Annotated in this window: 5 protein-coding genes and 2 pseudogenes; 3 read left to right on the top strand and 4 right to left on the bottom strand. The window is 71.2% G+C overall.

Translation table 11 applies throughout. From position 1 onward, the window contains the following. Positions 1–119: pseudogene (locus tag ACWD4A_RS28545) on the top strand (inositol-3-phosphate synthase); the annotation flags it as partial. Then, on the top strand, positions 116–1159 hold the full coding sequence (locus ACWD4A_RS28540; protein ID WP_451198304.1) for a DUF6454 family protein: 1044 nt from the start codon (positions 116–118) through the stop codon (positions 1157–1159). The pseudogene ACWD4A_RS28545 and the gene ACWD4A_RS28540, both read left to right, overlap by 4 nt. A gap of 125 nt (positions 1160–1284) precedes the next feature. On the opposite strand, the pseudogene ACWD4A_RS28535 reads toward ACWD4A_RS28540, so the two are convergent. Next, a pseudogene (locus ACWD4A_RS28535) lies at positions 1285–1767 on the bottom strand (AMP-binding protein); the annotation flags it as partial. Between the two features lie 168 nt (positions 1768–1935). Continuing rightward, entirely contained in the window at positions 1936–3180 is a 1245-nt protein-coding gene (locus ACWD4A_RS28530; protein ID WP_451198302.1) for an MFS transporter, read from the bottom strand. Positions 3181–3495: 315 nt separating this feature from the next. Here ACWD4A_RS28530 and ACWD4A_RS28525 point away from each other — a divergent pair, with 315 nt between their 5' ends. Next, positions 3496–4659, top strand: a complete 1164-nt coding sequence (locus tag ACWD4A_RS28525) for a GDSL-type esterase/lipase family protein (RefSeq protein ID WP_451198300.1) — start codon at positions 3496–3498, stop codon at positions 4657–4659. Positions 4660–4724: 65 nt separating this feature from the next. Here the strand turns inward: ACWD4A_RS28525 and ACWD4A_RS28520 are convergent, their stop codons facing one another. Beyond that, entirely contained in the window at positions 4725–6071 is a 1347-nt protein-coding gene (locus tag ACWD4A_RS28520; protein WP_451198298.1) for a cytochrome P450, read from the bottom strand. Beyond that, entirely contained in the window at positions 6055–7269 is a 1215-nt protein-coding gene (locus ACWD4A_RS28515) for an acyltransferase family protein (protein ID WP_451198296.1), read from the bottom strand. Before ACWD4A_RS28515 ends, ACWD4A_RS28520 begins: the two co-directional genes overlap by 17 nt. Positions 7270–7297 lie beyond the last annotated feature (28 nt).

Here is a 7297-nt window from a genome sequence, read left to right as displayed (position 1 = left end):
GCCCGATCCTCTCCGCCTCCTCGTACTTCATGAAGTCGCCGCCGGTGCAGTACTTCGACGACGAGGCCCGTGAGAACGTCGAGAAGTTCATCAAGAGCGAGACCGAGGGGTTCAGATGAAGATCGTCAGCCTGCGGCGCGGCACGCCCGTATCCCTGGTCATGGCCCTGGTCATGGCCGTCGGAGCTTGCTCAGTTGCCTCATCCACCACACCCGGCGCATCGGCGGTGGCGCACACCAGCACACCCGACGCGCGGAGAGGCACCGTGGCGTCCGATTTCGGCGCGGTCACCCGTGACACCCAGTGGAACCTGGCGAGCAAGCTGAAGCTGTCGTTTCCCACGTACCACACCGAGGGCCTGGCCTTCTCCGACGACCGGATATTCCTCGCCGCGGTCCAAGTTCTGGAGGAAGCCGAGAAGTACCCTTCCCCACGCGGCGGTTACGACCGGACCCCGGGCCGCGGCATCGGCCATCTCTTCGTGATGGACCGCCAGGGTCGCCTCCAGCGCGATGTCGTCCTCGGGGAGGGCGACATGTACCACCCCGGTGGTGTGGGCTTCGACGGTACCTCGGTGTGGGTCCCGGTCGCCCAGTACCGTCCCAACAGCAGCGCCATCATCTACCGCGTCGACGCCAAAACCCTGACAGTCCACAAGCAGTTCGGGGTCAAGGATCACATCGGCGGCATCGTCCGGGACACGGCCACCGGCCACCTGCTCGCCCAGAGCTGGGGCTCGCGCCAGTTCTCCGAGTGGACCCTCGAAGGCCGGAAGGTCGCCGCGTGGGACAACCCCAGCTTCTTCGTCGACTACCAGGATTGCCAGACGCTGCCTGAGCGCAAGATGATCTGCGGCGGCATCGCGGATCTTCCGCAGACCCGTGCCGCGGGTGGCACCAACGGGCACTACGAGCTGGGCGGCCTCGGGCTCGTCGACCTGCGCAGCCATGACACTGTGCATGAGGTCCCGGTCCATCTGTGGTCCACTGCGAATCACGTCATCACGCGCAATCCGTTCAAGGTCGCCGCTGACGGCAACACGCTGACCATGTGGGTCGCGCCGGACAATGGCGACGAGGGCAACGGTACCGAACTGCTGACGTACCGGGCGACTGTCAACCCTACGGCGAGTTCGAAGGGAACAGGGTCCGTCCAGTGAACACGCCTCGGGCCCGGGGAGGGGGCGAATGTGCCTCCCCTCCGGTCCCGCGGCCCCCACAGCGGGACGTACGCCGCGGCCACCGACCACAACGCGGCGCGCTGGCCGGAGACCACGCCCTTGCTCCGCCCGGTGGTGCCCGAGGTGTAGTGGATCCAGGCCGGCTCGTCCAGGCCGAGATCGTCCGGGGGCGGCACGCCCGGATCCGCCCCGGCCAGTTCCTCGAACGCGACCACGCCCGCGGGGGCCCCGCCCGCGCCCGCCACCACGATCCGCAACCGCGGTGGATCGCACGACAGTTGACCGACCCGTGGCAACAGCTCAGCCTCGGTGAGGACCGCGACCGCGCCGCTGTCCCGCAGGAAGTACGCCAGCTCCGCGTCCGCCGCCCCCGGGGCGAGGGGAACCCCCACCGCGCCCGCTCGCAGCACCGCGAGGCAACCCTCCACCGCTTCCACCCGGTTGCCCAGCAGGAGCGCCACCCGGTCGCCACGCCGCACACCGAGGCGGGCCAGGTGGCCCGCCAGCCGCCCGGTCCGCTCCTCCAACTCCTTGCTCGCCAGTTCCTCGTCGGTGGGCTGGTGGCCGGTGTCGGGCAGGACCGCCATGTTCTTCCTCCGCGCGAGCTATTCAAGTTTGACTACCTCCGGAAAGGTAACTCGCCCGAGTGCCTGGCGCAAGCCGGAAGTGCGCTGTGACGAGGCACGGCGGCGACCGCGGAGACTTCAACCGGCGCCGCGGGCGCCCGAGTCGACCCGTGCGCCGGACCGTCCGGCTCAGAGGCCCGCCACCGCGGTCCCGCCGCTCTCGTGCGGGGCCGATGAGGGCTCGGGCCGTGTGATCCGGGTGGACAGGGCGTGCATCCCGACCGCCAGCACCATGACCGTCGTCCCGGCCGCGATGAAGGAGCCCCGCGGCGAGACGTCGATGAGCGGCGGCAGCAGGAGTATGCCCGTCATGCTGCCCAGGCGGGTCGCGATGTGCTCGACCGTCATCAACCGCAAGCGCTCCGGTGGCGGGAACCTCCCCAGGCGCGTCCGCAGCGCGACCGCCGCCACCGGGGCGGCCAGCCCGGTCAGCGCCGACAGCAGTATCAGTGCCGATACCCGTCCCACCAGCCCCATGCATGCGGTGGCCACCCCGTCCACCGCCCACGCACCGCAGCAGACGGCCAGCCAGCTCGCCGACCTCCAATGGCCCGCCAGCGGGTTGCCGATCAGGGCGCCGACGCCGATGGCCGCCGTGACCAGGCCGTACACACCCGCACCGGCGCCGTAACGAGTGGCGAGGAGCACGGGCATCCCCACGGTCGCCGCGGCCGAGCACAGCGGCACCAGTCCGTACGTCCCGATCGCCAGCCCCACGCGAGGATGGGCGCCGAGCAGCGGAAGCGCCCGCACCGGCGACTTCGCGGCCATGGACCGCCGGTCGGCCGCCACGGTGCCGTGCCGCGCCAGTACGCCGAGTACCACCGCCGACACGGCGAACGCCGCCGCGTTGAACAGGAACAGCTCGATCCTGGAGAACACCAGGAGCAGCAGGCCGGCGCTCGCCCGGCCCGCGACGCGTGCGATGCGGTCGGTCAGGTCGAACAGTCCGGTCACCTGCTGCACGTGCTCCCTGTCGGCGAGACCGGGTACCAGCGCGTCCAGGCCCGGGTCGAAGAGGGCGCCGAGAACGCCGAGCAGCAGCACGCTGCCGAAGACCGCGCACGTACCCCGTATGCCGGGCGACCAGAGGAACGGCAGGGCGGTCGTCACGGCCGCGCGCACGGCGTCCAGCCACGACAGCGCGCGGCACGACGAACAGCGGGCGACCGCACGCCGTCCCAGCGTGCCGAGCACGACGTAGGGCGCCGACTCCAGGACCGCCACCAGCCCCATCAGCGAGGCCGAACTCGTGCTCGCGAAGACGCTCCACATCACCGCGATCGAGTACACCCGCTCGCCGACGACGGAGAGACCCCGGGCCAGCCACAGCGCGAGCACGGGAGGCTTCCGCAGAAGTCGCAGGTACTCCATGAGCCCTCCTGGCCGCACGACGCAGGCCAGAAGCACCGGCCCCGGCCGTACCGGAGGCCACCCTAGGAGTCAGGGGGAACCAAGGGGCGATTTTTGGTTATCAACTCCCCAATGGGGTGATTCTGGACAGGTTTTCCCGAAGGGGTGGCGGGAGGCCGGCCCGGCTGGTCGGGCATGGGCGTTTATGGGGTGGCGCGGCCCCGTCGATACGATCAAGGATGGTGCGGGTGTGGCTCAGGAAGCGGATGCTCCTGTTCACCGACTTCACCGACCCCTGGGCCCGCACACCGTCACCCCCCTGCAAGAGAGGCCGATGTGACCGACTGGATCACCACCCCCATCGACCCGCGCATCCTGCGCGGCGCCCTCGATGTGGAACGCACTGCGCTCGGCGTACTGCCGCACCGGCTGCCCGCCTGGACCCGGAAGCAGTTCCCCGACGGGCAGTTGGCCATGGTCGAGGCCCAGCCCTCCGGTGTGCGGCTGGCCTTCCGCACCAGGGCCACCGCCGTCGAGCTGGACGCGCTCCCCACGAAGACGGTCTACCAGGGCGCCCCGGCGGCGCCCGACGGCGTGTACGACCTGCTCGTCGACGGCCGCCCCGCCGGACGGACCAGTGTGCCCGGCGGCAACGTCCTCACCGTCGACATGGCCACCGGGTCCACGGTCACGAGCCCCGGCACGCCCGGCACCGCCAGGTTCACCGGACTGTCCGACAGCATGAAGGACGTCGAGATCTGGCTGCCGCACAGGGAGATCACCGAGCTGATCGCCCTGCGCACCGACGCCCCCGTCGAGGCCGTGCCGGACCACGGCCGCAAGGTATGGCTGCACCACGGCAGTTCGATCAGCCACGGCTCCAACGCCGACAGCCCGACCGGGACCTGGCCCGCGCTGGCCGCCGCCCTCGGCGGCGTGGAACTGATCAACCTGGGCCTGGGCGGCAGCGCCCTGCTCGACCCGTTCGTTGCGCGCACCATCCGCGACACCCCCGCGGACCTGATCAGCATCAAGATCGGCATCAACCTGGCCAACCTGGACCTGATGCGCCTGCGCGCCTTCGGCCCGGCGGTCCACGGCTTCCTCGACACCATCCGCGATGGTCACCCCACCACGCCGCTGCTGGTCGTCTCGCCCGTCCTCTGCCCCGTCCAAGAGGCCACCCCGGGGCCCGTCGCACCGGACTTCAGCGCCGGAACACTGAAGTTCCGGGCCCTCGGCGACCCGTCGGACCCCTCGCGGCTGACGCTCGGCACCATCCGGGACCAGCTCTCCCGCATCACCGCGGAACGCGCGGCCGACGACCCGAACCTGCACTACCTCGACGGCCGCTCGCTCTACGGCGAGCCGGACTTCGCCGAACTGCCGCTCCCCGACGACCTCCACCCGGACTCCGCCGGTCACCGCCGCATCGGCGAACGCTTCGCCGGGCTGGCCTTCGGCGACGGCGGCCCGCTCGCGGCGGCCAAGAACGACTGAACGACCCGCCTCACCGGCCGGAGCCCGCCCGGTCCTCGCCGCGCCGCCGCCCCACCCACCTGCCCTCAGGCCACCCTCCGTGGTTCCACGACCATGGTGAGCCCCTTCGGATGGGTGGTGGCCGCGGCCACTTCGGGGACCGGGCGGAGGGAGCGGGAACGCAGGCGCAGGCGCGAGCAGATGACGGCCAGGGCGATGGTGATCTCGGTGGTCGCGAAGACATCGCCGACGCACTTGTGCACCCCGGCGCCGAAGGGGATGTGGGCGCCGCGCGGACGGTCCGCGGCCCGGTCGTCGAGCCAGCGGTCGGGGTCGAACTGGCGGGGTCCGGTGAAGAACCGCGGGTCGTGCTGGAGGGCGTACGGGCTGTAGACGACCTCGGCGCCCTCGGGGAGCACGGTGCCGCCCAGCGGAACCTCGCGCAGGGTGCGGCGGAGGATGAGCCAGGGGGCGTGCAGGCGCAGGGTCTCGCTGATGACGCGGCTGGTGAAGCGCAGTTCGCAGAGGTCCTTCCAGGTCGGGGGACGGCCGCCGAGGACGCGGTCGAGCTCCTCGTGCAGCCGCTCCTCGACCGCGGGGTGCCGGCCGATCTCGTAGAGGGCCCAGGCGATGGTCGCGCCCGTCGTCTCCACACCGGCGAACAGGAAGGTGATCACCTGGTCGCGGATCTGCTTGTCGGTGAGGCCGTCGCCGTCGTCGTCCCGGGCGGCCAGCAGCAGGGACAGCATGTCGTCGCGCTCGTGACCCGGGGTGCGGTACGTGCTGATCGTCCCGTCGATGATCCTGTTGGCCGTGGTGATGGCCCGCCGGTAGCGGTGGTTCCCGGGCGTGGGGACCTTCTCCCACGCGGTGGGCAGCAGGGTGCGCAGCACCGCGCCGTGGAAGAGGGTCAGGATGCTCTCGCGGAACTCCGCCGAGGCCCGTGGGCTCATCTCCGTGTCGAAGAGGCAGGCGGTGACGGCGGTCAGCGCCATGTCGTTCATGGCGCTGTCGACCGCGATCTCCTGGCCGGGCCGCCAGCCGGCCACCATGTTCTCGGCCGCGGTCCGCATCGTGTCGGCGTACTCCGCTATGCGGTCGCGGTGGAAGGCGGGCTGGATCAGGCGGCGCAGCCTGCGGTGCTTGCGGCCGGAGGTGGTGCCCACGCCCTCGCCCAGGAACTGGGCGAGCTTGTCGTAGACGCGGCCCTGGGTGAAGTCGTGGTCGCTGGTGACCAGGACCCGCCGGACGAGCTCCGGGTCCGTGACCACGTACGCGGGCATGCGGGCGACATCGATGCGCACCACGTCGCCGACGGCGGACAGCGAGGTCATGAACGACAGCGGGTCGCGGAGCAGCGGAAGAAGATGACCGATGCCCGGGAGGGAACCGGGGGCGGTGGGCGGGGAGAGGGTCTCAGCGCGAGGGGACATGGGTTTCTCCTGCAGTCGCGGGGGTGGGGACGGGGACGGGGCCGGGGAGGGGAGCGGAACGGGGCCGTGCGTAGCGGCGCATGAGCGGCACCTCGCAGTACCGGTGGAGCAGGTGCGCGACGACGAGGGACGCCGCCATGATGCCGAGGACGAGCAGGCCTGCCGTCCCCGCTCCGAATTTCCGTCCGGTTCCAGCGACTTGACGGACAGTCATGATGATCGGGTAGTGGATGATGTACAGCGCGTAGGAGGACTGTCCGAGGGCGACGACGCGCCGGTGACGGAGCGCGGACCCGCGCCGCTCGATGTCCTTCAGGGCGAGAGCCGGGATGACCAGCGCGAGCGGTACGCACAGGGCCGCACCGAACACGAAGGTCGGGGGCAGCACCGGGACGAGGAGGAAGGCGGCCACGGGCAGCCCGATGAGCACCGGGCGGCGCACTCTGACCCAGCGGCCCTCCTGCACCAGGCGGGCGGTGAGGATTCCCAGGGTGAACTCGAGGAGCCGCACCGGAGGGAAGGCGTAGACGAACCACAGCCGGGTGCCGTTGAGCGGCAGCCAGTCGTAGAGCGTGGGCCCGCCGACGAGGAGGCTCACCAGCGCCATGAGCGGGATCGCCGCGGCGACGGCGATCCACCAGCGCCACAGGTTCCCGGCGGCGACGCGGCGCAGCCCCCGCAGGAGGAAGGGGAAGAGCAGGTAGAAGAACGCCTCGCACGAGATCGACCAGGCCGGCACGTTGGGGCCGACGAAGTAGTGCGCGTCCGGCACCCAGTTCTGCACGAGGAGCAGATTCGCCAGGGCCGGGCCCAGGGGGACGTCCGTCGGCGTGGCCAGCATGGGCGACGGCGCGGTGGTCACGAGGAGGAAGAGCACGGCGGCGGCCCAGGCGACCACATGGTTCGGCACGATCTTCCAGAACCTACGCCGCCAGAACCCGCGCGTGGTGTCGTTCCGGGGCGCCGACCAGGTCAGGATGAAGCCGCTGAGCATGAAGAAGGAGGCGACGGCCCCCGTGGCCAGCGGCAGGGTCAGGCCGAGGAGGTCGTGCAGCGCCTTGTCGCGGAACACGGAGGAGATGAAGGCCGCGTGACAGAGGAGCACCACGAAGGCCAGGACGAAGCGGTAGCCGGTGAGGGTCGGCAGGTCCATCGGACGGGGGGCCGGCGCTGCCGGTGCGGGGGAGGCGGTGGGCACGGGGAGTTCCCTTCGGTGTCCGTCGGCC

It is taken from the genome of Streptomyces sp. NPDC002537, assembly GCF_053594975.1.
This window is presented reverse-complemented; position numbering and strand designations above follow the sequence as displayed.

Bases quoted from the DNA above. Each gene is read 5' to 3' on its own strand.
- ACWD4A_RS28520 (WP_451198298.1), bottom strand. From the start codon at position 6,071: ATGTCCCCTCGCGCTGAGACCCTCTCCCCGCCCACCGCCCCCGGTTCC.
- ACWD4A_RS28530 (WP_451198302.1), bottom strand. From the start codon at position 3,180: ATGGAGTACCTGCGACTTCTGCGGAAGCCTCCCGTGCTCGCGCTGTGG.
- ACWD4A_RS28540 (WP_451198304.1), top strand. From the start codon at position 116: ATGAAGATCGTCAGCCTGCGGCGCGGCACGCCCGTATCCCTGGTCATG.